30 protein-coding genes, 1 pseudogene and 1 riboswitch are annotated in these 24,083 nt (G+C 40.2%); of the genes and pseudogenes, 20 read left to right on the forward strand and 11 right to left on the reverse strand.

The features are described from left to right. Positions 1-53 precede the first annotated feature (53 nt). The 3 genes from J2S05_RS01940 (at position 54) to J2S05_RS01950 (ending at position 4,402) form a co-directional block, all read left to right on the forward strand. The gene (locus J2S05_RS01940) at positions 54-938 is read left to right on the forward strand and encodes a helix-turn-helix domain-containing protein (protein WP_306979373.1); all 885 of its coding nucleotides are present in this window, start codon (positions 54-56) and stop codon (positions 936-938) included. 397 nt (positions 939-1,335) lie between these two features. Further along, positions 1,336-2,865: a rhomboid family protein gene (locus J2S05_RS01945; RefSeq protein ID WP_306979375.1), complete on the forward strand. Its 1,530-nt coding sequence runs from the start codon at positions 1,336-1,338 to the stop codon at positions 2,863-2,865. A 76-nt stretch (positions 2,866-2,941) separates the two neighbouring features. Beyond that, positions 2,942-4,402: a spore germination protein gene (locus J2S05_RS01950; protein ID WP_306979378.1), complete on the forward strand. Its 1,461-nt coding sequence runs from the start codon at positions 2,942-2,944 to the stop codon at positions 4,400-4,402. Between the two features lie 2 nt (positions 4,403-4,404). Here the strand turns inward: J2S05_RS01950 and J2S05_RS01955 are convergent, their stop codons facing one another. Continuing rightward, positions 4,405-4,806: a YueI family protein gene (locus tag J2S05_RS01955; RefSeq protein WP_306979381.1), complete on the reverse strand. Its 402-nt coding sequence runs from the start codon at positions 4,804-4,806 to the stop codon at positions 4,405-4,407. Positions 4,807-4,905: 99 nt separating this feature from the next. Between J2S05_RS01955 and J2S05_RS01960 the strand changes: the two genes are divergently transcribed. The 13 genes and pseudogenes from J2S05_RS01960 (at position 4,906) to J2S05_RS02020 (ending at position 14,759) form a co-directional block, all read left to right on the forward strand. Beyond that, on the forward strand, positions 4,906-5,418 hold the full coding sequence (locus J2S05_RS01960; protein ID WP_306979383.1) for a hypothetical protein: 513 nt from the start codon (positions 4,906-4,908) through the stop codon (positions 5,416-5,418). A 17-nt stretch (positions 5,419-5,435) separates the two neighbouring features. Next, on the forward strand, positions 5,436-5,627 hold the full coding sequence (locus J2S05_RS01965) for a YqgQ family protein (RefSeq protein ID WP_306979385.1): 192 nt from the start codon (positions 5,436-5,438) through the stop codon (positions 5,625-5,627). Positions 5,628-5,639: 12 nt separating this feature from the next. Next, the gene (locus J2S05_RS01970) at positions 5,640-6,611 is read left to right on the forward strand and encodes an ROK family glucokinase (RefSeq protein ID WP_306979387.1); all 972 of its coding nucleotides are present in this window, start codon (positions 5,640-5,642) and stop codon (positions 6,609-6,611) included. A 66-nt stretch (positions 6,612-6,677) separates the two neighbouring features. Further along, positions 6,678-8,090, forward strand: coding sequence for an aspartate ammonia-lyase (gene aspA, locus J2S05_RS01975; RefSeq protein ID WP_306979389.1), 1,413 nt, complete (start codon positions 6,678-6,680; stop codon positions 8,088-8,090). A gap of 130 nt (positions 8,091-8,220) precedes the next feature. Next, positions 8,221-9,291: a YqgU-like beta propeller domain-containing protein gene (locus tag J2S05_RS01980; RefSeq protein WP_306979391.1), complete on the forward strand. Its 1,071-nt coding sequence runs from the start codon at positions 8,221-8,223 to the stop codon at positions 9,289-9,291. 59 nt (positions 9,292-9,350) lie between these two features. Further along, positions 9,351-9,456: riboswitch (TPP riboswitch) on the forward strand. Between the two features lie 68 nt (positions 9,457-9,524). Then, a complete protein-coding gene (gene thiE, locus J2S05_RS01985; RefSeq protein ID WP_306979393.1) occupies positions 9,525-10,163 on the forward strand; it encodes a thiamine phosphate synthase in 639 nt (212 codons plus the stop codon). Beyond that, positions 10,160-10,357 (forward strand): sulfur carrier protein ThiS, encoded by a 198-nt coding sequence (gene thiS, locus J2S05_RS01990; RefSeq protein ID WP_306979394.1) that lies wholly within the window; start codon positions 10,160-10,162, stop codon positions 10,355-10,357. The genes thiE and thiS overlap by 4 nt, the downstream gene beginning before the upstream one ends. 2 nt (positions 10,358-10,359) lie before the next feature. Next, positions 10,360-11,139: a thiazole synthase gene (locus J2S05_RS01995; RefSeq protein WP_306981051.1), complete on the forward strand. Its 780-nt coding sequence runs from the start codon at positions 10,360-10,362 to the stop codon at positions 11,137-11,139. A 17-nt stretch (positions 11,140-11,156) separates the two neighbouring features. Continuing rightward, positions 11,157-12,266, forward strand: coding sequence for a glycine oxidase ThiO (thiO, locus tag J2S05_RS02000; RefSeq protein ID WP_306979396.1), 1,110 nt, complete (start codon positions 11,157-11,159; stop codon positions 12,264-12,266). A 15-nt stretch (positions 12,267-12,281) separates the two neighbouring features. Next, the gene (gene thiD / locus J2S05_RS02005) at positions 12,282-13,082 is read left to right on the forward strand and encodes a bifunctional hydroxymethylpyrimidine kinase/phosphomethylpyrimidine kinase (RefSeq protein WP_306979398.1); all 801 of its coding nucleotides are present in this window, start codon (positions 12,282-12,284) and stop codon (positions 13,080-13,082) included. Between the two features lie 86 nt (positions 13,083-13,168). Continuing rightward, positions 13,169-13,738 carry a hypothetical protein gene (locus J2S05_RS02010; RefSeq protein WP_306979400.1) on the forward strand — a complete coding sequence of 190 codons (570 nt, stop codon included), beginning with the start codon at positions 13,169-13,171 and terminating at the stop codon, positions 13,736-13,738. Positions 13,739-13,769: 31 nt separating this feature from the next. Further along, positions 13,770-14,324: pseudogene (locus J2S05_RS02015) on the forward strand (DUF1385 domain-containing protein); the annotation flags it as partial. A 126-nt stretch (positions 14,325-14,450) separates the two neighbouring features. Next, positions 14,451-14,759 (forward strand): MTH1187 family thiamine-binding protein, encoded by a 309-nt coding sequence (locus J2S05_RS02020; protein WP_306981053.1) that lies wholly within the window; start codon positions 14,451-14,453, stop codon positions 14,757-14,759. A 415-nt stretch (positions 14,760-15,174) separates the two neighbouring features. Here the strand turns inward: J2S05_RS02020 and J2S05_RS02025 are convergent, their stop codons facing one another. From J2S05_RS02025 to J2S05_RS02035, 3 genes are read right to left on the reverse strand one after another with little or no spacing between them, the layout of a single operon-like run. Continuing rightward, positions 15,175-15,612 (reverse strand): GNAT family N-acetyltransferase, encoded by a 438-nt coding sequence (locus tag J2S05_RS02025; protein ID WP_306979402.1) that lies wholly within the window; start codon positions 15,610-15,612, stop codon positions 15,175-15,177. Between the two features lie 7 nt (positions 15,613-15,619). After that, complete coding sequence (locus J2S05_RS02030) at positions 15,620-16,132, reverse strand: 2'-5' RNA ligase family protein (protein ID WP_306979404.1); 513 nt, start codon at positions 16,130-16,132, stop codon at positions 15,620-15,622. Between the two features lie 24 nt (positions 16,133-16,156). Then, positions 16,157-16,888 carry an esterase family protein gene (locus J2S05_RS02035; protein WP_306979406.1) on the reverse strand — a complete coding sequence of 244 codons (732 nt, stop codon included), beginning with the start codon at positions 16,886-16,888 and terminating at the stop codon, positions 16,157-16,159. Between the two features lie 138 nt (positions 16,889-17,026). On the opposite strand from J2S05_RS02035, the gene J2S05_RS02040 reads away from it, so the two are divergent. Both J2S05_RS02040 and J2S05_RS02045 read left to right on the forward strand, forming a co-directional pair. Further along, positions 17,027-17,578, forward strand: a complete 552-nt coding sequence (locus J2S05_RS02040) for a phosphatidylglycerophosphatase A family protein (protein ID WP_306979409.1) — start codon at positions 17,027-17,029, stop codon at positions 17,576-17,578. 71 nt (positions 17,579-17,649) lie between these two features. Further along, positions 17,650-17,838 carry a hypothetical protein gene (locus J2S05_RS02045; protein WP_306979411.1) on the forward strand — a complete coding sequence of 63 codons (189 nt, stop codon included), beginning with the start codon at positions 17,650-17,652 and terminating at the stop codon, positions 17,836-17,838. 11 nt (positions 17,839-17,849) lie between these two features. Here the strand turns inward: J2S05_RS02045 and J2S05_RS02050 are convergent, their stop codons facing one another. Continuing rightward, positions 17,850-18,170 (reverse strand): helix-turn-helix domain-containing protein, encoded by a 321-nt coding sequence (locus J2S05_RS02050; RefSeq protein WP_306979412.1) that lies wholly within the window; start codon positions 18,168-18,170, stop codon positions 17,850-17,852. 169 nt (positions 18,171-18,339) lie between these two features. Here J2S05_RS02050 and J2S05_RS02055 point away from each other — a divergent pair, with 169 nt between their 5' ends. After that, positions 18,340-18,585: a helix-turn-helix domain-containing protein gene (locus J2S05_RS02055; protein ID WP_306979414.1), complete on the forward strand. Its 246-nt coding sequence runs from the start codon at positions 18,340-18,342 to the stop codon at positions 18,583-18,585. A 27-nt stretch (positions 18,586-18,612) separates the two neighbouring features. Here the strand turns inward: J2S05_RS02055 and fumC are convergent, their stop codons facing one another. From fumC to J2S05_RS02085, 6 genes are all read right to left on the reverse strand, one after another. Further along, on the reverse strand, positions 18,613-20,001 hold the full coding sequence (fumC, locus tag J2S05_RS02060; protein WP_306979416.1) for a class II fumarate hydratase: 1,389 nt from the start codon (positions 19,999-20,001) through the stop codon (positions 18,613-18,615). 180 nt (positions 20,002-20,181) lie between these two features. After that, complete coding sequence (gene msrB, locus J2S05_RS02065) at positions 20,182-20,622, reverse strand: peptide-methionine (R)-S-oxide reductase MsrB (protein ID WP_306979418.1); 441 nt, start codon at positions 20,620-20,622, stop codon at positions 20,182-20,184. Further along, positions 20,622-21,158 (reverse strand): peptide-methionine (S)-S-oxide reductase MsrA, encoded by a 537-nt coding sequence (msrA, locus tag J2S05_RS02070; protein WP_306979419.1) that lies wholly within the window; start codon positions 21,156-21,158, stop codon positions 20,622-20,624. Before msrA ends, msrB begins: the two co-directional genes overlap by 1 nt. 133 nt (positions 21,159-21,291) lie before the next feature. Continuing rightward, positions 21,292-21,453: a YvrJ family protein gene (locus J2S05_RS02075; RefSeq protein ID WP_370873595.1), complete on the reverse strand. Its 162-nt coding sequence runs from the start codon at positions 21,451-21,453 to the stop codon at positions 21,292-21,294. Continuing rightward, a complete protein-coding gene (locus J2S05_RS02080) occupies positions 21,453-21,674 on the reverse strand; it encodes a DUF2922 domain-containing protein (RefSeq protein WP_306979421.1) in 222 nt (73 codons plus the stop codon). The genes J2S05_RS02075 and J2S05_RS02080 overlap by 1 nt, the downstream gene beginning before the upstream one ends. A gap of 35 nt (positions 21,675-21,709) precedes the next feature. Continuing rightward, positions 21,710-21,916, reverse strand: coding sequence for a DUF1659 domain-containing protein (locus J2S05_RS02085; RefSeq protein WP_306979423.1), 207 nt, complete (start codon positions 21,914-21,916; stop codon positions 21,710-21,712). A 136-nt stretch (positions 21,917-22,052) separates the two neighbouring features. On the opposite strand from J2S05_RS02085, the gene J2S05_RS02090 reads away from it, so the two are divergent. After that, the gene (locus J2S05_RS02090) at positions 22,053-23,750 is read left to right on the forward strand and encodes a BCCT family transporter (RefSeq protein WP_306979426.1); all 1,698 of its coding nucleotides are present in this window, start codon (positions 22,053-22,055) and stop codon (positions 23,748-23,750) included. Positions 23,751-24,083 lie beyond the last annotated feature (333 nt).

The raw sequence follows: 24,083 nt of genomic DNA on the forward strand, positions 1-24,083 counted from the left end.
TATGAACCTAGTGGTATACTATGAAGTATAACTGGGTTTAAGGGGGGATTTTTATGTTTCGTCAAATGGGGGAAAAAGTACGTGAATTAAGGTTATACCATCAATTCACTCAGAAGGAGTTAGCACTTGATATTTGTTCCCAGGCAACAATAAGCAAAATAGAAAAAGGAGAAATCCAACCTACGTCTATTATTGTTCATCAATTGGCTATGCGTCTTGGTGTCGATGCTAATTACTTTTTCTCAGACTATGAAGCGCCTCTTCTTAATGACGCTCAAAACTCAAGTGATCAAATACTTAGGATGATTAGAAAAAGTCAGTACAAACAAGCAATGCGTTTAATTGAGCATGAGATACATAATCCCTTATTTCAAACCAATCCATTAAAAAAATTTATACTTTGGGCACATGGTGTCTGTTATTATTATTTGGAGAATAGCGAAAGAGTCGCCTTAGCTTCACTTAATGAAGCACAACAAATTACTCTTCAACAATCGAGCCCTGACTTCGCAATGGAGGCAGAGATTTTGGTTTCAAAAGCTATTATTGAAAGTGACAAAAATAATCATCAACAGGCTGACCAAATGTTTTGTCAGGCATTAACAATTTCTAACCAGGTTTCTCCATCTCAATTGACTTTATTTGTGCGTATTCATTATCATCACAGTAAAACGCATATGAAACTTCAACAAACGAAACAAGCTTTTTCCCTAATTGATGATGCAATTGATGAAGTCATTCGTGCTCGCTCTATGTATATGCTTGGCGAACTATATGTTCAGAGGGGTTATTGCCGATATTTACTAGGTGAAAACCGAGAAGCGATTAATGATTATAAAGATTCTCTATGGGTCTTCGAGAAGCAAAAGAATGACATTCTATATGATGATGCAGTTAGATACCTGAATAAAATAGAAAAGAATGAGCAATTTGTCTAACCAAATGGATAAAATCGCTTCCTTTTTCACATCGTAATGTAAAAGGAGGGGATTCATATTCGTAACCTATTGACAGTACTAGCTCTTGTTACTGCATTGTACATTGTTATTACGTACAGATATCGAATGATTAACAGTATCTTTAAGTATCAGTTTCTTCGGAAAACCGTGATCCATTTGGCACTTAAGCTTCCTTTTGTTCGAGATAAATTGTCTGGCATTGTCTTTCAGAAAGAAAACGTACCTTCAATGGAATAGGAAACGTAGTCTGGTTATGATGGGACCCATTCATAATCAGACTTCTTTATGTTGTGAGTGTTTTAACTATTAACTATAGCTAGTCTCTTGTTATACTTATGTGAAAATAAATGCAGGATTCCTTCTAAGGAGTGCGGATATGAATGTAAAAAAATATGATGCGTATTATTGGAAACTGGTTTATACGTTAGTTGTCAAACAGCAATATCGTATTGTATCTCTTCAAAATCACGAAGTATGGTTAATAAATGAAAAATCTAAGTCTAAAAAAATGATACGGTTGGTTCGGACAGATCTTGATTGGGCGAATCGCCTTAAGCAGGAAATGGATCTGACTTTTCGAAAGCTAGACCCATTAAGAAGGCAGCTAAAGAGGCAGAACCTCCACGTGGATAACATCTATGTGGCTGTGCTCCCGCCGGTTGATGACTGGGAATATATCATAAATGAACGAATGAAGCATCCGAATGGAAAGACGTCGATGCACACATTTCTTTTGGATAGTGATTACCAACGTCAACTGAACCTTCTACAAGGAGAGCTGGCAGAGTATAAACTCCCAGAAATCCAGAATGATGGATCTGAAGATGCCTATGAGCAAGAAGTTGCAGCTTATCAGCATGCGGTTAAGCAGTTTGTAAAAGCAAAGCATGATGAGGAGCAGAAGACGTTTAGCAGAGGAAAACCAGTGGTCACGTTTACCATGCTAACAGCTATTTTTCTGATGTTTATCTGGTTAGAATATGTTGGGGGAAGTACCTCTACCTTAACGTTAATTGACTGGGGTGCTAAATACAATCCAGCTATTGTCGATGGCGAATGGTGGCGTCTGATTAGCTCGATGTTTTTGCATATTGGTTTTCTACATTTATTTATGAATTCATTGGCTCTGTATTTCTTAGGTACGCTTGTGGAACGGATTTACGGGTCTATTCGATTTTTTGTTGTGTATATGATTGCTGGGTTAACAGGGTCCTTAGCTAGTTTTGCTTATATGGATGCAGTGTCTGCCGGGGCGTCAGGTGCTATATTTGGTTGTTTTGGGGCTTTGCTTTATTTTGGGATCATTCACCGGGAACTTTTCTTTCGGACCATGGGCACAAATGTTATGGTCATTCTTGCTATCAATTTAGCTTTGGGGTTTATGGTTCAAGGAATTGACATGGGTGCTCATCTTGGAGGCTTGGCAGGTGGATTTTTAGCAGCTGCGGTAGTTCAACTCCCTAAACAAAAAAGTCATTGGTTGCGGTACATTGCAATGTTGGCGATACTAGCAGGCTCAATCTTTCTATGGAGCACTGGGGAAAGAAATTTGGCGTATCAGCCGGAAACAGATTTACAAATTGCCGCTGAACGAATTGAAAACGACCAGCTACAGGAAGCCATACCTTATTTGGAACGGGCCCTTGATAACGAAATTACCCAACCAGAGGCTCATTTCTATTTGGCTTATATCTACCTAAATGAAGATCGAGCTGAAGAAGCGATTCCATTGCTAGAAGAGGCGATAGACATTCGTCCTGATTTTCATGAAGCCATATATAACCTAGCACTTGCTTATGCGATCGAGGGAGAAGATGAAAAGGCGCGTTCTCTATTGGAAGATGCCCTTGAATTACAACCAGAAGAACAGCTGTATCTCGATCTACAAGAAGAATTGGAAGGCTAACTTCTTTATCATCTTTGGGCTTTATACATGTTTGTAGCAGTATCTGCAAATAATGTGTAAGGACAGGGGTGATAACATGGAGCATAAGGGAACACCAATCTCAGATGATTTTAATGAGAATCTAGCTTATCTAAAAAAAGAACTTGCCGTTGATGAAAGCTTTGATTTAATTTGTCTGGAGCTAGTCCATGGTGGACGTAAGATGGCGCTATTTCTTGTAGATGGTTTTGGGAAGGATGCAGCAATTACAGAGATTCAAAAGCAGTTACGCTATCTGGATGAAGACGAATTAGCAGATAAAGATGTAGAGGATTATCTAGTCAAACATGTAATTCCGTATGTAGAGCTTTCAAAAGCACAGGATCTTGATCAAGTAATCGAGGAAGTTCTAGCTGGTCCATGTGCCCTATTGGTGGAGGGTATTAAACATGTCATTATCATGGACACACGTGAATACCCTGTCCGGTCACCTGAAGAGCCAGATACGGAACAAGTGATTAGAGGATCAAAAGATGGTTTTGTTGAAACCATTGTTATGAATGCGGCGCTTATTAGGAGAAGAGTAAGGGATCGGACGTTGAGGGTTAAGTACGTCAAGGTGGGGCGCCGTTCAAAGTCTGATTTGGCCATAATGTATATTGAAGATATTGCCGATCCAGACTATGTAGAGAAGATACATACTGCCCTGCAGAACATTCATACGGATGGTCTCCCAATGGCTGATAAATCAATTGAAGAATTTGTGTTTGGTCAGCACTACAATCCCTATCCATTGGTTCGCTATACAGAAAGACCAGATGTTAGTGCCACTCATTTGTACGAGGGCCATCTCATTGTGTTAGTTGATGGATCACCAAGTGCTGTTATTACCCCAATTAGCTTTTGGCACCATTTACAGCATGCAGAAGAATACCGGCAGAAGCCTATAGTTGGGGCTATTCAACGAATGGTGCGCTTTATTGCTGTATGGGCCTCTTTATTTCTTCTACCACTTTGGTATCTATTGGCTGTCACACCGGACTTATTGCCCCCTGCGCTTTCATTTGTTGGTGCTGAGACATCCGGACAGATTCCATTGATTGTTCAATTTCTCATTGCCGAAACTGGGATAGAGATGTTGAGAATGGCATCCATCCATACACCGACGGCTTTAGCGACTGCATTAGGCTTAGTTGCAGCCTTATTAATCGGGCAAGTGGCCATCGATGTAGGGTTGTTTTCTCCGGAAGTCGTCTTGTACTTATCCATGGCGGCAATCGGTACATTTGCCACTCCAAGTTATGAGCTTAGTTTAGCTAATCGGATCATCCGGGTCGTGTTTTTAGCCATTACGGCTCTTTTTGGAGCACCGGGTTATATCATTAGCCTGACACTCTGGCTGTTATTGTTAACGGGTATGTCTGTGATCAATGTGCCTTATTTATGGCCGTTCATTCCATTTGATTATCGAGCGATGCGAGATGTTTTATTTAGAGCGCCAATGCCTTTAAAAAATCGACGCCCTTCTGTATTACACCCGAGAGATCCGGATCGTTAATCTTAATTAAATTCAGCCATATCTTTTTCGTATAAGGTGTCTTCAATAAAGACAGAGTTGACGGCCGGTGATAGCGCAGATTGGGAATCGGCTAGTACAAGACCAGTTGGAATTTTTTCTGTTGGTGTCACAATTGTAAAGGGGATATTTGCTTTTGTAGCTAGCTTCGTATAACGGGAATAAAACTGATAAGAAAGATGTCCATTTATATAAAGGTGGAGGTCTTTTTTTGTATTCATTACGTCTTCAACCTGCTTGTAGGTAGATCCTGATACCACTTGCTTAATGGTTAGAGCAACATGAATACGCTCTAAGATGGTAGAGAGAAACAATTTCCGTTCCTGTGGTCTAATTTCTGGCTTTCCATAAATGGCTTCTTCAAGAATGTCATTCACTTTTTTCATGATACGTAGTCCTCCTGTAAGATTGATTGTCCTTAATTCAAAGATGTCCACATAAACATACCATATACGTCTGTACTTTGTGAAAGGAGACACATAATAATGTGGACATTTTTAATCATTTTTTTATTTGTGTTTTCAATTGGGTTTGCAATTGGTGGATTATTGGCAGGTCCTAGAGTGTTACCTCCATTTACACAGCTATTTATTATGACAGGTTTATTTTTACTTTTTGCTTACGCAGGGATGTTTGTTGGTGTTGTTTTTCCTCCGTTTATTAGCTTTGGACTGGTGGATTTTTTTCTTGCTATAAGTTGTATACTGGTCGTTGTCTCTATCATTACTTGCTTTCATCCGATCTATGGATTTTTTCCTCCAAACGATAAAAAAATTATATTCTTATTATGTGTTTTATTCTTTTTGATGGGTTTTCAATGGGGTGTGATTGGCTATCGAACATTTTTCACACTATGTATGACCGTTGTTTTTTTTATCGCAGCATCGTGCGGTTTATTTGTACAGATACAAATACGTCAAAAATTGTGGAGATTTGCTTATATTTCTTTTGTTCCGTTAGTTTGGTTACTTTTCGTGACGCTATTTAAGCTGTTATAATATAATTGAGGTGGGCTATGTACACGTATTATGATTTGTTACAACAAATCAAAATTTATGGAACGTTTATTTATACGGGTGATCGTGAATCGGATTTAGCTTTAATTACGGAAGAAGTAAAAACATTAAAGTCAAATGGGCTATTCAGTTCAAAGGAATATAGCCAGGCTATGGTCATTATTATGCAGGAGAAAACTAGGGTACAATAGGGGGGATCAGTTTTGATTAAAGAGAAGTGGCTAGCGGGTATTGATATAGGTGGTACAACAATAAAACTGGCATTCTTAACAGAATCAGGTGAGCTTAAAACAAAGTGGGAAATTCCAACAGATGCCAATCAAGGTGGTTTGAAGGTTGTTAAAGATATTGGAGAGACCATTCGTGAAAAGCTACTAGATCTTAATAAAGAGGCGGATATCTTACAGGCTATTGGAGTCGGAGCACCAGGTTTCTTGGAGATGGAGACTGGTTTTGTATACGAAGCCATTAATTTAGGGTGGAAGGACTTTGCTTTAAAAGATGAATTAGAGCATGAACTTGGCGTTCCCACTGCCATAGATAATGATGCCAACTTAGCAGCGTTAGGAGAAAGATGGCTTGGTGCTGGTGATGGAGCAAAAGATGTTCTGTTCATCACACTTGGTACAGGCGTCGGTGGAGGTGTTATTGCTAATGAGAAAATCCTTCATGGTGCAAATGGAATGGCTGGAGAACTTGGTCATATTACGGTTATACCTGAGAACGGAAAGCAATGTAACTGTGGAAAGACCGGCTGTTTAGAGACGGTTTCATCGGCTACTGGAATTGTTCAGCTAGCAATGGAGATGATTCCTGACTATCCTTCTAGCACGTTAGCGCCGCTAATGAATGAAAATAAAATAACTGCACGAGATGTACTTGTTTTCGCTGGAGAGGGAGACGAAGGCGCAAAAGCAGTGGTTGCAAAGAGCATGTTCTATTTAGGCTTTGTTGTCGCTAATTTAGCAAATACGTTAAACCCAAGTCGAATTGTTATTGGTGGAGGCGTCTCGAAGGGTGGTCAAACATTACTTGATCCGTTAATTGAGACATATACTAAATTTGTCTTGAAAAGGGTCGGAGAAGCGGCTGATATTAAGATTGCAGAGCTTGGCAATGATGCGGGTGTTGTTGGTGCAGCATGGATTGCGTTAGCGGCAAAAAGGCAAGCATAAACATTCGTTACACATAAGATAAAGTATGATTTGGTTTATCGCAGAACAAAGGAGAACTGTACGTATATGGACTACCGAATTGAACGAGATTTATTAGGTGAGAAAGAAGTACCAAAAGACGCCTATTATGGCATTCAATCTATGAGAGCAAGAGAGAACTTCCCTATTACGGGCTATCCGCCACATCCGGAGTTAATCCGTGCGTTTGGTTATGTGAAAAAAGCAGCCGCGATGGCAAACCGTGATGTGGGAGTGTTACAACCGAAAATAGCTGATGCCATAATTCAAGCAGCAGATGAAATAATAGATGGACATTGGGTAGAGCAATTTGTTGTAGATTCCATTCAAGGGGGAGCAGGGACTTCATTTAATATGAATGCAAATGAAGTAATTGCTAACCGTGCAATTGAACTACTTGGAGGAGAGAAGGGTGAATACTTACGTGTTAGCCCAAATACCCATGTGAACATGGCTCAATCAACCAATGATGCTTTCCCAACTGCTATTCATATCGCCAGTCTACGTCTAGCTCATCAATTGCAGGACTCATTGTCTCGATTAATTCAAGCAATGGAAGTAAAAGAAAAAGAATTTGATTCCGTGTTGAAAATGGGTAGAACACATTTGCAGGATGCGGTACCCATTCGATTGGGACAAGAATTTGGTGCTTACAAGCGTGTGTTGATGCGAGACTTAGAACGTGTCAGACGTTCTGTTGGACATCTATACGAAGTGAACATGGGAGCAACGGCTGTTGGTACGGGACTCAATGCGCTTCCTGAATACATTGAGAAGGTTTCAAAGTATTTAGCTGATATTACAGGACATCCATTCAAAAGAGCAGAGAATCTTGTGGATGCGACTCAAAACACAGATGCTTACACAGAAGTATCAAGTGCGTTAAAAATACTTGCGATTAACCTATCAAAAATGGCTAACGATATTCGATTGATGAGTTCAGGACCACGTACTGGTTTTAACGAAATTAATCTTCCGCCAAGGCAACCAGGTTCATCTATTATGCCAGGTAAAGTCAACCCTGTAATGTGCGAAGTGATTAATCAACTTTCATTTCAGGTTATTGGGAATGACCATACGATTAGCTTAGCTTCAGAAGCTGGACAACTAGAGCTAAATGTAATGGAGCCTGTTTTAGTCTTTAATCTTCTACAATCGCTCTCCATTCTAGATAATGGGATGAAGGTATTTAGAGAGTATGCAATTGAAGGGCTCACAGCAAACGTGGAAAGATGTCTTGGTCTAGTGGAAGGTAGTGTCGGTATTGTGACCGCTATTAATCCTCATGTAGGCTACGAGGTTGCAACCAGAATTGCTAAAGAAGCGATTCAAACCGGGCGACCGATAAGAGAGATTTGCTTAGAAAGAGGCATTCTATCTGAAGAAGAATTAAATGAGATCTTGAATCCAAAGGAAATGACGAATCCTGGTATTGCCGGGTCTCGATTTATTTCAATGTAAAGTGATTTGATTGCTGAAAGGGATAATTTATCTCTTTCAGCTTTTTTTTGTAAATGTGAGAAATCAGTTGAGGGAAGGAAAGCTGACATGTCATAATAGAGACAGAGAGAGAGAAAAAGGTGGCCTATTAATGAAGAAGGTATGTGCCGGTTTTGTGTTGCTTGTTTTTGTAACTGGTTGTCAAGGCGAGATGAAACCTACATCGTTTGCAAGTGAACCAATTAAAGGGGAAAAGATTCATTTTATTGATTCAGAAGGAGACGGTCAATTAGAAGTGATTGGCTGGCTGGATGATCACACATTGCTCTACCTTTTATCAGAAGACGATTCATTTGAGTTACATACGCATGATATTTTTACTGGTGATGCAGAACTTTTCTATTCTGAAGATCGTACATTTTATAGTTTAGATATTAATAAAGACCAAAGTCTTTTTGCGTTGCAAACGTTGGATGATCAAGACCAAGCAGAGCTAACGTTTCTCGATTCGGATGGAGAAATTGAATTGAAGTCTGAAGTTAAAGCAGATGAATATACGATTTATTGGAGTCCATATGAAGTAGCGGAATGTATGGTCATTGCTTTTTTACCCGAATGGACCCAAGAGGTTTACCATGTGTCAGTTGACCGTGACGTCATAAACAGGACGTCCATTCCAAGTAGCTACATACAGTGGAATTCATCTGATTCGGTTAGCTATTTAGATTGGGCTATCATACCTGAGATTGAAGCGCCTTTAAAACAATATCAACTAAGTTCAAATGATGTTAGTGATTGGTATGGAACGGCGTTATTTTTTGCCAACTTATTTGAGGATCGATCGCTTTTAGTGAAATATGAACAAATCCATGCAAATGAGATCTTATACGAGTTTACAGATGGAAAAGAAAAGCTAGCTGCCATTACGATTCCGGTCTTAAATACATTCTCAGAGCAATGGTGGATTACATCTTTTGCTTTTGATGGGGCAAACGATTTGTTTTATTACTTACGTCCACATTTTTCAGCTGATTATGTGTCTTATAAGGATGGCTTTGAACTACTTTCCTATAATTTAAAAGATGATACATATACTCACCTAGGGCAAATGGACACACAGGATCCCCTATTAATTTCAACGGATGGTCAATGGCTTTTAACAGGACATAGCAAACAGAAGCTTGTTGATACAACGGATGGAACCGTTTTTACGCTTTTTTAAACCTCATGACTTTGCAAGGTTATTATTTTCTGTCATACTAATACTATAAGAACTTGATATGGATAGACTAGGGGTGCCGGTAGCGGCTGAGAATGAGGAGTACGTCCTTTTACCCTTGTACCTGATCTGGATGATGCCAGCGTAGGAAAGTCGACTAACTAAGCTTAATTACTTTGTAGCCGTACTCTAAACGTTGGAGTATGGCTATTTATGATGATACTAGGAGGATTTACATGAAAGATTTTAGGTTGTATGCAATTACAGGAGAAGAATTTCATTCTGGGAGAAGTATGGTGGACGTAATGGAGAAAGCCATTCTTGGTGGTGTCGATATCATTCAACTTCGAGATAAAAAAAGCAGCAAATTAGATGTCTTAAAGAAAGCCCAAAAGCTTCGAAAACTAACAGAAAAGCACCAAGTTACATTTATTGTGAATGATCATATTGATGTAGCCCTAGCGGTAGGAGCTGACGGCATTCATGTGGGGCAAGATGATCTCCCGCTTGATGAGGTTCGAAAAATAGTGGGTCCAGATATGATCATTGGGATTTCCACACATCATATCGATGAGGCGAAAGCTGCAGAGCAGGGAGGGGCTGACTACATTGGTGTTGGACCGATCTTCCCGACTAACAGTAAAGAGGACGTTGTAGACCCCGTCACAACAACGTATATTCAACAAATTGAAGAAGAGATTACCATTCCTTACGTAGCAATCGGAGGAATTAAGCGGCATAACCTGAAACAGGTAATGGAGGCTGGTGCGAGAAGAGTATGTATGATTACTGAAATCGTACAAGCTGAAGATGTACAAGCTCGTTGTGAGGAGATTATTCAAATCATGGATGAGCAAAAGGAGGCGTTATCATGACCATCCAAGTAAATGGGGAACAGGTTACAGTTGAAGAGCAAAGCCTACAGGACCTTTTGGAGCATTATAAGCTGGAGCCTCAGCTTGTGGTGACGGAAGTTGATGGCGTCATAATAGGTCTAGAAGAACGTAGTAACTTGCAAATTAAAGATGGTATGACCATTGAATTGGTTCATTTTGTAGGAGGCGGTTGATGATGAGACACGATTCTTTAGTAATTGCGGGTAAAACCTTTTCTTCACGTTTTTTATTAGGTACAGGAAGGTACCCGAATCCATTTGTTCAAAATGAAGCGATTAAAGCTGCGGAGGCAGAGATTTTAACCTTTGCGATTAGACGAGTGAATCTGGAGAGTCCCGATGAGGATGCCATTCTTCAACATTTAGATTCTGATGCATTTACGTATCTTCCAAACACCTCAGGGGCGAGTAATGCTGAAGAAGCGGTTCGGATCGCTCGCTTGGCCAAAGCTTCTGGTATAAGTGATTGGATCAAAGTAGAAATCAGTGCAAATGAAAAGACGTTACTCCCAGATCCAATCGAAACTTTAAAAGCAACAGAGATTCTCGTTAAAGAAGGATTTACTGTATTGCCTTATACCTCAGATGACCCCGTTTTGGCTAAACGTCTAGAAGAGGCCGGGGCAGCAGCTGTTATGCCTGGTGGGTCACCTATCGGAACGGGACTTGGCATTTTAAACCCTTATAATATCGGTTTAATTGTGGAAGAAGCGAATGTTCCCATTATTGTGGATGCTGGTCTCGGTTCAGCGAGTGATGTGACAATGGCAATGGAGTTAGGGGTAGATGGTGTCCTAATGAATACGCCAGTTGCAAAGGCGAAGGACCCTGTGCAAATGGCACGTGCAATGAAGCTTGCGATAGATGCAGGGCGTATGTCTTACAAGGCAGGACGAATCCCTAAAAAACCTTATGCAACCGCAAGCAGTCAATATGAATCATTAATCGTTAAATAGAAAAGAGTGAGTTATGGATGTCAGAGCGTGTGATCGTTCTCGGAGGCGGAGTCATTGGGCTCGCTACAGCGTTTGAATTACGGCAGCGGGGGATGGAAGTTGCTGTTTTAGAAATTAAATCATTTGGCGGTCAGGCATCTGGTGCGGCAGCAGGTATGCTTGCTCCTTACTCTGAAATTGGCGAAGATCCCGATGATTTCTTTCGCTTATGTTTAAAGAGTCTACGTCTGTATCCTGAATGGCAGGCCCAGGTGAAAGAAGCGTCTGAGTATGAATTTGAATATACGGAATCAGGCAGTCTTCATTGCGTTTATCACGAAGCTGATTTGCTGTCCTTATCTTCTCGTCAGGGCTGGCAGAAAGAGTTTGGCGTGGAAGCCACGATTCTTAATCAAACAGCAGTAAAGAAAATGGAGCCCGAAATTTCAGATGAAGTGATAGGAGCGATACACTATCCAGAAGAAAGCCATGTGTATGCCCCTGACTATGTAAAAGCTCTTGAGCTGGCATGTGCTAATAGCGGAGTAGAGCTCTATGACCATTTAGAACAAGTTGACTTAGAAGAATGGGAGTCTACCGTTCGACTAAGATCAAAAGATGGACGAGTATTCGAAGCTGATCAACTTGTCATTTCTTCCGGAGCTTGGGCAAAGGAGTACGAGGATGTGTTCTCTTTATCTTTTCCTATCTACCCAATACGTGGTCAAATTTGTGCATATCAGCTTGTTCCAGAACGCATTAACCATATTCTATATTCTAGCCAAGGATATTTGGTTGCTAAAGCAGATGGGACGCTTGTTAATGGGGCATCAGAAGATATTGCTGGTTTTGAAACAACAGTGACAGAGAAGGGCATCCATCGATTAACTAATTGGAATCATCACATGCTTCCTTTTCTTAAAAGTCTTACTCCCTTTCATCAATGGGCTGGCTTACGTCCGGCAACTCAAGATGGTTCTCCATTAATTGGACGCTTGCAGCAAGCTAAACGAGTGATTTTTTCCGCTGGACATTATCGCAATGGTATTCTGCTTAGTGCGGTAACAGCTAAAGCAGTGGCAGATATTGCGGTCAATCAAAAGCCGCTCATTTCACTAGATCGCTTTACACCAGAGCGTTTCTCATAAAGGAGGTGCATCGACTTGGCGGTAGCTAAAGTATTAACAATTGCTGGATCTGATAGTGGGGGTGGCGCAGGAATTCAAGCAGACCTTAAAACATTTCAGGAATTGGATACGTATGGTATGAGTGCAATTACTGCAATCACTGCACAAAATACACTCGGGGTTCAGTCGATCTACCCTGTTCAACCAGAAGTATTACGGGAGCAATTGGAATCTGTGTTAAGTGACATAGGAGCTGATGTCGTTAAAACAGGGATGTTAGTTTCGGCTGAGCATATTCAAGTGATCACAGAGATGCTCTCAAAATATGCTGTAAAGCAAGTAGTTATAGATCCAGTATTAGGATCAACATCTGGTTCAGAGCTGACTAAGAAAGAAGCCATCAGTGAGTTGATACATACTCTCTGGCCAATGGCGACTGTTGTGACACCAAATCTTATTGAAGCTGCACGAGTGCTTTCTTGTCCACCAATTGAAACGGTAGAAGCGATGGAAGAGGCAACTTATCGATTACACGAGCTTGGCTCAGCCAACGTCCTACTAAAAGGTGGGCACTTGCCTGGAGATGAGTCGGTTGATCTCCTTTATGATGGGAAAACCCTTCACCATTTCACACAGAAACGTTTAAATGGTACGAGTACACATGGGACTGGCTGTACGTTTGCCTCTGCCATTGCGGCAGAGCTTGCAAAAGGATCCTCTATGTATGATGCCGTACAAACAGCGAAAACCTTTATCACGTGCTCTATTAAAGAAGGACTTGCTATCGGAGAAGGAATTGGTCCTGTTTTTCATTCTGCTTATCGCCGTCGGAGGTAAAGTGCCGGCGGTTTTTGAAGGTTTTCTTTCTCAAACAAGCGTTTCGTGATAACGTAGAAGATAGAATGCAATTTGGGGGAAAAAGGATGAAGAGTCGCAGCAATCATTTTATCGTTTTTTTATTGCCTGTACTGTTGATGATTGTTATGGCAGTGGGTGGTTATCTCTATTTGAAGGATGATCAGACTGATGAGTGGAGTAATGCGGATCTAAAGGGCAATATGAACTGGTCTGGAAATCAAGACGCACAAACATTGGAGCTATCATGGGAGTGGCCAGCTATGCCTACGGACGGTATGTTTGGAGATGACTATATTGGTGTCACTGGGCCAGTAGAGGGTCTTAGCATAGAACTTTATTCTTCAGAGGACATTTTTTATGAAGCGGTTGGGACAGAAGTAGATAATGGATGGGTTGTTGCTTTTCCAACTGAATTAGATGAGAACCGAAGTCTTGGAAATAGAGGGCGTGTGTTTATAGAACTTAGTGATGATGAACAAGCGATGGAAGATGTTCAACTGTTCTTACTTCACACCTGGTCTCACCATTCACCTCTAGAATTCGAAGATGCAACATTTAGTGAGCCGACCTTTGGTCCAGCTACAGATGTTCCTTTTTGGGTAGAACAAATAGAGGCAAGATCCTATGTTAATTAGGGGTATGTCCTTCCAAGCAGGAGTCTTTTATATGACTGGTCGCTATGTGGCATGTGCTAGTCATAAAAAAGGTGAACTACGTTCTTGGGTGGAGCCTATCTCAATAAAAGCAGGAAGAATGATCGCTAAAGAATTACTTGGATCAGCACCGATTCGATTTTGGGTGTTACCGATTTTGTTGATGATAGGTATTGTTGCTCCTCCTATCCTCTGGGGTGCACAGGGGTTACCAATCTATTCCGTTTTATATCTGGCATTTGGTATGCATCTGCTTTTTCCGAAGTCCTTACGTCAATATCATGGCGCGGAGCACAAGGTCTTCAGCTATAAGGGTTTAATAACCCAGATCAGAATCAAAAGAATTCAAAAAGCCTCCATTGTGAACCGCGGCTGCTCGACGAATGTCATTGTCGTTTATTTTACTAGTGTTGTTTTAATCACTCTTATATTGTTGGCTACGCCAATAGGACTAGCTGATGCCATGATGATTGCTTCCTATTCCGCATTAGCCCCAGCAATCGTAACGGAGCGTTTAGTGAAGCACTGGCCAAAGCACTATATCTTACCTGCATCAGCTTTTTTGCAACGTCACATAACCACATCAGAGCCAGAAGACAGACATGTGAGGGCAGCTATTAAGTCATACGGCTTATTAGCGGAGAAAGAATTTCCACATCGAATACGAAGAATGAAGAAAGAGGGGAAGAAAAAGTTGGCTATAGTAGATGTTACAATTATTCCAGTTGGAACGGAAGGCCCAAGCGTAAGTGATTATGTAGCGAGTATTCAAGAGGTTCTTCAATCTTATGAAGGAAAAATTACGTTTCAACTTACTCCAATGAGTACACTGATCGAAGGGGAACTACCAGTTTTATTTGAAGTGATTCAAGCGATCCACGAAGTACCATTTAAAAATGGAATCAAACGAGTTGCAACAAACATACGAATTGATGATCGACGTGATAAACAGCAGACAATGGAAAGCAAGGTTGCTTCTGTTCAAAGTAAATTAGTACAGTAATTGTTTGTAAGAGTAGTCATGAAAAAGAGAATCTGAGAAATAACTAGTTACTTATTATAAAACCAGAGTCATTATGCTCTTAAAAACAGTATAATGATTCGGGTTTTTGTCCGATCATAACAAGAGAGTAGGGCTACCGCTCTGGACAGTCACTCCGCACCCGCGGGCTGGCTGGTGAGGCTCCTTGTGCTGAAAGTGGAGATTAGGTGTGCTTTATGTTCTTAATCATTTGTAGTCAATCGGCCGCCTACCACTAAAAAAGCGGATGAAAATGGAGGACCGACACCCTGAGCCCTTTTTTGTTGGCACTGCATTTGATTTTATTTATACAAAAGGCCGAAAAATGATGTGTCTTACGACGTCATTTTTCGGCCTTTATTGTGATAAAAGGGGATATGTCCCAAACTATTTTTAGTTAACCAATCGATTTCTCCATCGTGATGTGAGGCATTCCTGCATCCATAAACTCGTTGGAGCAAGCTGTATAGCCGAGTCGTTCGTAAAAGCCAGCTGCTTGAGTTTGAGCATTCAGCTTTGCCAGCTGGAAACCCTGCTTAGAAATTTCAACTTCAATGGCTTTCATCAATGCAGAACCTGCGCCTGTTCCTCTTGAATTGCGCAGTGTACATACACGTTCAATCTTTGCATAAGTATCTAGAAGCCGAATGCGTGCTGCACCCGTTGGTTTTTGATTATGATAAAGCACAAAGTGGATGGCATGCTCGTCTTCGTGATCACGTTCGAGTTCTATCGAGACCTTTTGCTCCTCGACAAATACTTGAGTTCTAACTGAGAACGCATCCTCTAATTCTTGATGGGTTGAAGCAGTAATAATAGTCTGCGTGTGAGTCATGGTGCAGTTACTCTCCTTTTAATTCGAAGGTCCGAACAATAACCCATTTCTCATCATCTTTTTTCTCAATAAGGTGAAATTCAGAAATCACTTCATTGTGTGAGAAGCCTCTCATTTTTAGCTGACCCATCAGATCATCATTTTCTGCTTTGGGCAAATCCTGAGCAATCGTGATATGGGGCACAAATGTATGAGTCATCTCAGAAGAAAATGGAGCAGTATGAAGTCGCTCGTGTAATGAAGTGAGGGTTTCGTGCTCACGTATCTTCAAAAAAATCTTATGATATAAAGGGATAAAAGAATCTGCTTTATACACTTCAATCACAACTTTTGGTTGTGTGTTTGCTAATTCTTCAAGAGATTGAAGAAAGCTTGCTAACGCCTCTTCGTCTAATTCAAAAGAGTCCGTCAGCGTAATATGCGGAGGAATGGATGCATAATGTGAATCAAACCTTTTTCTATACGAATTCGCCTCATCTTGAAGTTCATTAGATGGAAAAAGAGCAATACCATAAGTCATAGTTGTTCCTCCTCATTTGTCATGTTAAAAAGGCAGTAATGTTTTTAATCCTGTAGGCAAATCTTTCTGCCAATAGGTCCATGTGTGGTTCCCTTCGAATATCCTAAAGCTATAAGTAAACGATGAAGATTCTATTAGCTCTGATAATTCTTGATTCGGTGTTAGAAAATCAGCTTCTTGCCCGTTTGTCATCTTCACGGTTGTTTCCTCTGACCCAATCACATGGTAAATCGAAAGAGAGTGCTTCTGGTTATGTTCTCGGACAGCAGATAAGACGTGCTCATCAACATAGGGGGAATGCATCATAACTTGGCCGAACAGTGTTGGGTATTCCAGTGCGGTTAATAGAGAAATGGTTCCTGCAAGTGAATCCCCTGCTAGTGTCCGTGCCGATGGTAGCTGGTGAGTCGGAAAGTGCTCATCCAAGTACGGAAGCAATTCGAAAGCGAGGAATCGTCTGTAAGCTTCTGAACGTTCTCCTTCCGGATGATAGCGTTCTCTTCTTTCTGAGACACTCGGATAAGGGACACCTATAATGATGGTTTCACGAACTTCATACTCTGTTATTAGAGCTTCCATTTGTCTGGGTATTCTACCTAACTGAAAAAAATCCTTACCATCCTGACATATTAACAAGTCATAGGAAGAGAGAGGAGTGAAGTTAGGAGGAAGATAGACCAAAAGTGGAACTTCATCATTTAGATAGTTACTTTGAATCACAAGATCCTGTAATGTTCCTTGGAGTGTTGTGCTCATGATGAAATCACCTTTCTTCTAGAGGCATACAGCCTAATCATATAGTTATAGCGTACGTAAGCCTAGTTTATCATATATTGTTCAAAAAGCGATATTTATGCCTATATGGTAGAATAGAAAATAAGGGAGGCGGTTACAATGTTAGAAAGAGTTCCGTGTGAAACTGTTGAGATGGCTGCCAGAAAGAAGCTTATAGATCGTGGAGTCACAATTGAAGCCATTGCTGAGATTGTGTATGATCTTCAAAAGCCGTACGCAGCAAATCTTGATCTGGCTTCTTGTATAGAAAGTACAGACGCAGTGTTAAATAAACGTGAAATACAACATGCGATTCTAGTAGGTGTTGAATTAGATGAATTAGCGGAAAAAGGACTGTTAAGCGAGCCTTTATTAAGCATGGTTAAACAAGATGAGGGTTTGTTTGGTGTAGATGAAACGATTGCACTTGGATCTGTGTTTGGCTTTGGAAGTATAGCTGTCACAACATTTGGATACCTTGATAAACAAAAGGTTGGCATTATAGATGAGCTAGACAATAAGAAGCACCAAGTTCATACGTTTCTTGATGATTTAGTGGCCAGCATCGCAGCGAGTGCATCTGCAAGACTGGCACATCGAATTCGCGATCTCGAGGAGAACAGACGAGTAGTTGATATTCAGAAAAGAGAAGAAGAAGATTTAATTGGGTAACCATTTTCTTTGTGATTAAAATGAAAATTTGATTTAATTGTGGGTAAGATAAGGAAGAAAGGTATGGGAAGATGAAATCACAGCTGACAAGGTGGATCTATTATAAGCAGGTTTTTTATTCTAAGTTTCAAGCAGGTTGCTTGAAGGCGAAGCTAGAAGATAATTGGGACAACGGGTATGAAGTTGGTCCTCTGGTAGAGATAAAAAAGCTTAAATCAAACCGTTATGTCGTTAGATACACCTATGATGAAAAGTTTTAATTCTTTATAGGTTATCCTTGTCTGTATTTTCTGAATACGAGTAAGCTTTCTTTTAGATATTCCATTTCGTCCATACTAACAATTAATGTTTGATCGCTTGGTGCTTTAACAACTGCTGGAGGGGGTAGTTGAATATCGTTTGTTCGTCCAAGTAAATAATCAAGAGATACATTAAATGTATCTGCAAAAAGATATAAGGTATCCATATCTGGCTTTCGTGTTCCATTCTCATAGCCTGAAATGGTGGAGGCAGCCAAATTCATTCGTTCTCCTAATTGTTTCATTGTTAAGCGGTACTTTAATCTTTGTTCGCGCAGGCGAGAGGCAAACATGAATGCATCTCCTCGTTTCATTGTCTTATAGATACATTATACTTTGCGTTGTGCAAAGTGCAAATATTTTACGTGTTATACTCGTATTGAATTGACGATTACGCAAAATGCATTATAATACATTGAAGGAACGTTTCGATGATTATCAGGAGCAGGATGTGAACATGTGATGAGCTTGGTTAAAAAGGCGCGGCAAGAGCTTGGGTATAGTTTGGAATTGGCCGCAAGAAAAATTGGTATTTCTGCCGGATATCTTTCTCAAATTGAGTCTGGAAAGCGACAAATCAGTTCCGAACGAGCGCTCCTCATCGCCAACGTCTACAATGTGAGCCTAGAAGAAATTTTTACAGCAACTAGATACGGAAGAAAAGAGACAGAAACTACGATAGATACACAAAAAACAGGCGGTGACTAATCACGCCTGTTTTTTTTGTGTGTTAAATTATTTTGGGTGGATCATCTCTTCAGGACGTACAGCAGCATCAAATTCTTCCTCAGTTAAAAGACCTGATTGAATGGCCGCTTCTTTTAGTGTGGTACGTTCAGCATGAGCTGTTTTCGCAATTTTTGCCGCATTTTCGTACCCAATATGCGGGTTAAGTGCAGTTACGAGCATTAATGAATCATTTAAATACTGAGTCATTTTCTCTTCATCTGGTTCTAGTCCTACTAGACATTTATCATTAAAGCTTTGTAGGCCGTCCGTTAACAATCTTAAAGACTGTAACACGTTAAAAATAATGACTGGCTTAAATACGTTTAGCTGGAAGTGTCCTTGACTTGCGGCAAAGCCAACAGATGCATCATTACCAAAGATTTGCGTAGCAACCATTGTTAAGGCTTCGCTTTGAGTAGGATTCACTTTTCCTGGCATAATTGAACTACCGGGCTCATTAGCTGGGATAATCACTTCACCAATTCCACAACGAGGGCCACTTGCTAATAAACGAATGTCATTTGCGATTTTAAAAGCATCGGCAGCTAACGCTTTTAATGCACTGTGCAAATGAACAAGTTCATCATGGCTTGTTAAAGCATGGAAATGATTTTGAGCTGCTTTGAAAGTAGCTCCAGTCTGTTTAGAAATCTGAGCTGAAACTTGTTCAGAAAACTCAGGTGGTGCATTTAATCCAGTTCCAACAGCAGTTCCTCCAATAGCAAGCTCTCTAACATGGTCGGTACTTTGTTGAATCATCAATTTACATTTCTCTAACATTCTTCTCCAACCGCTAATTTCCTGACCAAAAGTCAATGGTGTGGCGTCTTGAAGGTGAGTACGTCCGATCTTGATCACTTGTTCAAATGCTTTTTCTTTTTCAGCTAGTGTGGCTGTAAAAGTATTCACAGCTGGAAGTAAGTGATTCTCTACATATAACACAGTCGCTACATGCATAGCTGTTGGGAATGTATCATTTGAACTTTGAGAACGGTTTACATCATCATTCGGATGAACCTTAACCCCATCATGTCCATTTTCATTCAGCCATTGGTTTGCTATGTAGGCGATAACCTCATTTACATTCATATTCGATTGAGTTCCGCTTCCTGTTTGCCAAACAACAAGAGGGAAGTGGTCGTCATGCTGTCCATCAAGAATTTGATCGGCAGCGACTGTAATCGCATCAACTTTCTCTTTTTCTAATCCTTTTAATGAGCCGTTAACAATAGCGGCGGCTTTTTTTAGATGAACAAACGCATACACTACTTCTAATGGAATTTTCTCCTGACCAATTTTAAAGTTCTCTAAACTACGTTGCGTTTGAGCACCCCAAAATCGATCTGCTGGAACTTGAATTTCACCAATTGTGTCTTTTTCTGTCCGTGTTTGCACAATGCGTCACCCTTTTTTCAAGTATTTATAACACTATAATCATAACAGAAAGATGATTTCACTTAAATGAAAACGTTATACTATCTCATAGTTCGTACCATTTATAGGATTCCGTCTGTACAAAGAGCAAAAATTAAAAAGCCACCTCTGCCATTTTACTGGCATAAGGTAGCTTAATTTTTATTCATCAAAGAGCTTTGTATACAGAGTATATCCTTCTTTTTCTAAATCTTGTTTGGGTACAAAACGTAGTGCTGCTGAATTAATACAATATCTCAATCCATTTGCCCCAGGTCCGTCATTAAACACGTGACCAAGGTGAGAGTCAGCTTCCTTGCTTCTTACTTCAGTGCGTACCATGAAATGACTACGGTCTTCTTTTTCGAGTACTTCTTCTTCTACGATCGGTTTTGTGAAGCTCGGCCAACCACACCCTGCATCATATTTGTCCGTTGAACTAAATAATGGTTTGCCTGAGATGATATCCACATAGATGCCATCTTCTTCATGATCGTGGTATTCATTTCTAAAAGGCTGTTCTGTCCCATTGTTTTGTGTAACTTCATATTGAATAGGGCTAAGCTTGGCTTTTAATTCTTCTTTAGATGGTTTTTGTGACATTATGATTCCTCCCAGTGCGATTGAATAAAGGCTTCACGCCCAGATCCTTTTCGATACATCTTATAACGAAGTGGATTTTTTTGATAATATTGCTGGTGATACTCTTCAGCTGAATAAAATGTGGAAGCAGGTAAGATGTCTGTAACGATTGGTTTTGAAAATCTTCCGCTAGCTTCTAGTTGCTGACGAGAATCGAGGGCAGCTTGTTTTTGATCTTCAGAGTGAACAAAAATCGCCGTTTTATATGAATGTCCTCGATCAAAAAATTGACCTCCAGCATCCGTTGGGTCTATTTGTTGCCAGAAGACTTCAAGCAGACGCTCATAAGAAAATTCTTCGGGATTAAATGTAATCTGTACAGCCTCAAAGTGACCAGTTGATTCACTGCATACTTCTTCGTAGGTAGGGTTCTCTGTATGTCCTCCCGTATAGCCTGATACGACTGATTCAATTCCTTGATAGGAATCAAAAGGTTTAACCATACACCAGAAACAACCACCAGCAAAAGTTGCTTTTTGAAAAGTTGACTCTGTCAAATTAAATCATTCCCTTCATACGTCTTCCAATGCTTTTCTGAGATTTTACTATAACATAGTGTACCTTTAATCTTCGAAGAATACGCCTATAACATGCAAATGCCCTTCCTATATATAGGAAGGGCGAGTGTATTTAAGCAGAAGGTGACTGATTTAGTTTGGCTGGCAGCGTTTCTACAGCTTCAGTAACCTTATCTAGCTTCCGTTCAAGACGGTTCAGCAGGTAAAGAGTTACCATGACCGGAAAACCATATTCACTTAGTAAAGGCACCCACAACTCAACACTACTCATCATTAAGTTCCAACTGGGATGGCTGTAACTTGGTGATCAACAAGGCGAGCTCCTTTAATTGCCGCCAAAGTTCCACCTGATGAAATAAACACATTCTCACTTAAAATGGATTCCATAACGGTTTGAACCAGTTCTGCATCTACAGGTTCAATTGGATTGTCAAGAGAAATAGTTACTTGATTACCTTGCTGGTTCTCAAATAATAAATCAATTTTTTTACTCATAATGAATCCTCCTTTTTTATCAATAAGTTAGCTGATTAATCGATTTGATACGTGTTCTGACGAGAGATGCTGAAAACTTGGTGCTGTTGAAGACTTATAAGTCCCTCAGCTACTGTTGTTAGAGAGAGATCACTGGCATCTCCGGCAATGTTTTGAAATGATTTTGATGAAATTAAATCTTTGCCATTCTCATCTTGACCTACATGAAATTGCAAGACTAATCGAGTGCGTTGGTTGTTCACATTATCACCTCCTATACTTTATAAATCGAAAGTGATTTGAAAAGAGGGGAGATAAAATTATAATTTCTGTTTTAATCACACAAAATTAAGGGTAAGGAGAAGAGATGTTTTGATGAAAAGGAGATGAATAGTACATATGGAAGGAAAAAACCATAACGATTCTAACCCTAAAAGTGTGCTATATGTCTCAACTGGTATTATGGCGTTACTTATTATGTGGGGTGCATTTTTTCCAGACCTTCTAGCGAGTGCAGCGGGTAATGCGCTAGATTGGGTCATTGAGACCTTTGGCTGGTTTTATATGCTTTTGTTATCTGCATTTGTATTGATTGGACTTGGATTAGCCGTTTCACCCTTCGGCAAAATTAAACTAGGGAAAGAAGAGGATGAACCTGAACACTCTTGGTTATCTTGGGTGGGGATGTTGTTTGCATCAGGATTAGGTGTAGGGTTTGTCTTTTTTGGTGTAGCTGAACCACTTCTTTACTATTTGGATACACCTGTTGGAATTCAGCCGGAATCAGTCGAATCAGCAGAAGCAGGATTACGATACGGTGTTTTTCATTGGGGACTACATGCATGGGGTGCTTTCTCTATAGTGGGTCTAACTCTTGCTTACGTACAATACCGTAAAAACAGACCAGCATTAATTAGTTCAGCTTTTTATCCGTTACTCGGTAATAAAGTAAATGGATGGGCAGGTCGCGTGATTGACATTCTAGCAGTAATCGCAACGTGTGCTGGTGTTGCAACAACATTTGGGCTAAGTGCACTACAAATATCAGGTGGTCTTTCCTATGTGACATCACTACCAAATAATATTTATGTACAACTTGTTGTTATTGCGATCGTAACGGTACTCTTTATCTTTTCAGCAGTCAAAGGAATTGATAAAGGGATTAAGAGGTTAAGTAATATTAATTTGGTCCTAGCAGGTTTATTGTTATTATTTGTTCTATTTACTGGGCCTACACTGTTTATACTTGAGAACCTTGTTAATACGTTAGGCGGATATGTTTCAAATATTGTATCCATGTCATTAACAATGACACCTTTTAGTGAAAGCGCATGGCTAGGAACAAATACAATCTTTTTCTGGGCGTGGCATATGTCATGGTCTCCATTTATTGGACTGTTTATCGCTCGGATCTCTAAAGGGAGAACGGTTCGTGAATTCATGGCTGGTGTTCTTTTGGTACCGACTTTACTTGCTGTCATTTGGTTTACAACATTTGGAGGCGCAGGCTTATTCTTTGAAATGTATGGAAATGCAGGTCTAGCGAATATCGTATCAGATGAAGTGGAAGTGGCAATGTTTGTTCTGCTTGAACAATTACCTTTAACAGCATTCATAAGCGGAATCGCCATTATTTTGATTCTAATCTTTTTTGTGACCTCAGCTGACTCAGCGGCCTTTGTACTTGGTTCTATGACTTCAGGTGGGAACTTGAACCCAAGCTTGAAGCTGAAAGTATTGTGGGGAGCATTAATTGCTGGTACTGCGGCAGTGTTATTAATCAGTGGAGACGGCGGACTAGACGCATTACAAACGGCCGCACTTACAGCTGCGTTACCATTCGCGTTTATCCTAATATTTATGATTGTCTCTGTATTTATCATGATGGGGCGTGATTTAGGATACGAGAAACGTAAAAGACGTAGCGAACAGCTTGATTATCTTAAGTCTGAAATTCGAGATGACTTAAGAGAAGATTTATATGATGAATTAAAAGAAGAAGTATTTGAAGAAGTAAAACAAGAGTTACAAGAGGAAGAACGTACTGAAACAGAAACGAAAACGGAAGAAGATCATAAAAAGAACAAAGACTCATAACGCTTAAAAGAGTTTGAGACACAATGACGCACAAACACTAACCGGTAAGTAACTAGTAACTGCTCTATTTACTAGCGATCAGCTTAAACCAGCGTAGGACATACATGGAGACTCCAATGGGAGTACAGGCCTGGGTGAGACTTCGCAGTGCGCCAGCACAAGAAGGCTCACCAGCCGCCCATGGAAAGCGGAATGTATGTCCGAAGCGGTCGGGTAGCTACTCTCTTACTATGATTAAACCAAAAACCGAAACATTTTGCTCTTTAAAAAGCATAATGTTTCGGTTTTTATAATAATTAAAACAGTTCTATCCCAGCTACTTTAATAAAATAT

This window comes from Alkalicoccobacillus murimartini, from assembly GCF_030813245.1.
GTDB classification, from domain to species: domain Bacteria; phylum Bacillota; class Bacilli; order Bacillales; family Bacillaceae_D; genus Alkalicoccobacillus; species Alkalicoccobacillus murimartini.

Excerpts from the sequence above, each read along its gene's own strand:
- J2S05_RS01940 (WP_306979373.1), top strand. The coding sequence starts at position 54 with ATGTTTCGTCAAATGGGGGAAAAAGTACGTGAATTAAGGTTATACCAT.
- J2S05_RS01945 (WP_306979375.1), top strand. The coding sequence starts at position 1,336 with ATGAATGTAAAAAAATATGATGCGTATTATTGGAAACTGGTTTATACG.
- J2S05_RS01950 (WP_306979378.1), top strand. The coding sequence starts at position 2,942 with ATGGAGCATAAGGGAACACCAATCTCAGATGATTTTAATGAGAATCTA.
- J2S05_RS01955 (WP_306979381.1), bottom strand. The coding sequence starts at position 4,806 with ATGAAAAAAGTGAATGACATTCTTGAAGAAGCCATTTATGGAAAGCCA.
- J2S05_RS01960 (WP_306979383.1), top strand. The coding sequence starts at position 4,906 with ATGTGGACATTTTTAATCATTTTTTTATTTGTGTTTTCAATTGGGTTT.
- J2S05_RS01965 (WP_306979385.1), top strand. The coding sequence starts at position 5,436 with ATGTACACGTATTATGATTTGTTACAACAAATCAAAATTTATGGAACG.
- aspA (WP_306979389.1), top strand. The coding sequence starts at position 6,678 with ATGGACTACCGAATTGAACGAGATTTATTAGGTGAGAAAGAAGTACCA.
- J2S05_RS01980 (WP_306979391.1), top strand. The coding sequence starts at position 8,221 with ATGAAGAAGGTATGTGCCGGTTTTGTGTTGCTTGTTTTTGTAACTGGT.
- thiE (WP_306979393.1), top strand. The coding sequence starts at position 9,525 with ATGAAAGATTTTAGGTTGTATGCAATTACAGGAGAAGAATTTCATTCT.
- thiS (WP_306979394.1), top strand. The coding sequence starts at position 10,160 with ATGACCATCCAAGTAAATGGGGAACAGGTTACAGTTGAAGAGCAAAGC.
- J2S05_RS01995 (WP_306981051.1), top strand. The coding sequence starts at position 10,360 with ATGAGACACGATTCTTTAGTAATTGCGGGTAAAACCTTTTCTTCACGT.
- thiO (WP_306979396.1), top strand. The coding sequence starts at position 11,157 with ATGTCAGAGCGTGTGATCGTTCTCGGAGGCGGAGTCATTGGGCTCGCT.
- J2S05_RS02010 (WP_306979400.1), top strand. The coding sequence starts at position 13,169 with ATGAAGAGTCGCAGCAATCATTTTATCGTTTTTTTATTGCCTGTACTG.
- J2S05_RS02025 (WP_306979402.1), bottom strand. The coding sequence starts at position 15,612 with ATGACTCACACGCAGACTATTATTACTGCTTCAACCCATCAAGAATTA.
- J2S05_RS02030 (WP_306979404.1), bottom strand. The coding sequence starts at position 16,132 with ATGACTTATGGTATTGCTCTTTTTCCATCTAATGAACTTCAAGATGAG.
- J2S05_RS02035 (WP_306979406.1), bottom strand. The coding sequence starts at position 16,888 with ATGAGCACAACACTCCAAGGAACATTACAGGATCTTGTGATTCAAAGT.
- J2S05_RS02040 (WP_306979409.1), top strand. The coding sequence starts at position 17,027 with ATGTTAGAAAGAGTTCCGTGTGAAACTGTTGAGATGGCTGCCAGAAAG.
- J2S05_RS02045 (WP_306979411.1), top strand. The coding sequence starts at position 17,650 with ATGAAATCACAGCTGACAAGGTGGATCTATTATAAGCAGGTTTTTTAT.
- J2S05_RS02050 (WP_306979412.1), bottom strand. The coding sequence starts at position 18,170 with ATGTTTGCCTCTCGCCTGCGCGAACAAAGATTAAAGTACCGCTTAACA.
- J2S05_RS02055 (WP_306979414.1), top strand. The coding sequence starts at position 18,340 with ATGAGCTTGGTTAAAAAGGCGCGGCAAGAGCTTGGGTATAGTTTGGAA.
- msrB (WP_306979418.1), bottom strand. The coding sequence starts at position 20,622 with ATGTCACAAAAACCATCTAAAGAAGAATTAAAAGCCAAGCTTAGCCCT.
- J2S05_RS02075 (WP_370873595.1), bottom strand. The coding sequence starts at position 21,453 with ATGATGAGTAGTGTTGAGTTGTGGGTGCCTTTACTAAGTGAATATGGT.
- J2S05_RS02080 (WP_306979421.1), bottom strand. The coding sequence starts at position 21,674 with ATGAGTAAAAAAATTGATTTATTATTTGAGAACCAGCAAGGTAATCAA.
- J2S05_RS02090 (WP_306979426.1), top strand. The coding sequence starts at position 22,053 with ATGGAAGGAAAAAACCATAACGATTCTAACCCTAAAAGTGTGCTATAT.